The following is a 257-nucleotide window of genomic DNA, read 5'->3' as shown; positions in this document are numbered from 1 at the left end:
GGCCCGGCGCGGGCGCGGCTCGCGGCGATCCAGGGCCAGCTCGCCGATGCGCGGGCCAAGGGCTATACCGACAGCCATCCTGACGTGATCGCGCTGAAGAACCAGCTCGCTGCCGCACAGAGCGCGGCGGCGCGCGAACCGGTGGTGAGCGGCGCTTCGGCCGGCGCTTCCAATCCGGTCTATATCGGCCTGCAATCGATGCGGGCGGACAAGCAGGCGACCGTCGCCGCGCTGATCCAGCGCAAGGCGCAGATCGA

The 257-nt window shown here is 71.2% G+C and carries 1 protein-coding gene; it reads left to right on the top strand.

The window, feature by feature from the left end; translation table 11 throughout:
- Positions 1 to 257, top strand: a 257-nt coding sequence (locus tag NLU14_RS22390) for a hypothetical protein (protein WP_275710760.1), incomplete at both ends; no start/stop codon positions are given.

The organism is Marinobacter iranensis (assembly GCF_029207565.1).
Lineage (GTDB): Bacteria > Pseudomonadota > Gammaproteobacteria > Pseudomonadales > Oleiphilaceae > Marinobacter > Marinobacter iranensis.
The sequence above is the reverse complement of the archived record's forward strand: the minus strand, read 5'-3'. Positions and strand labels throughout refer to the sequence as shown.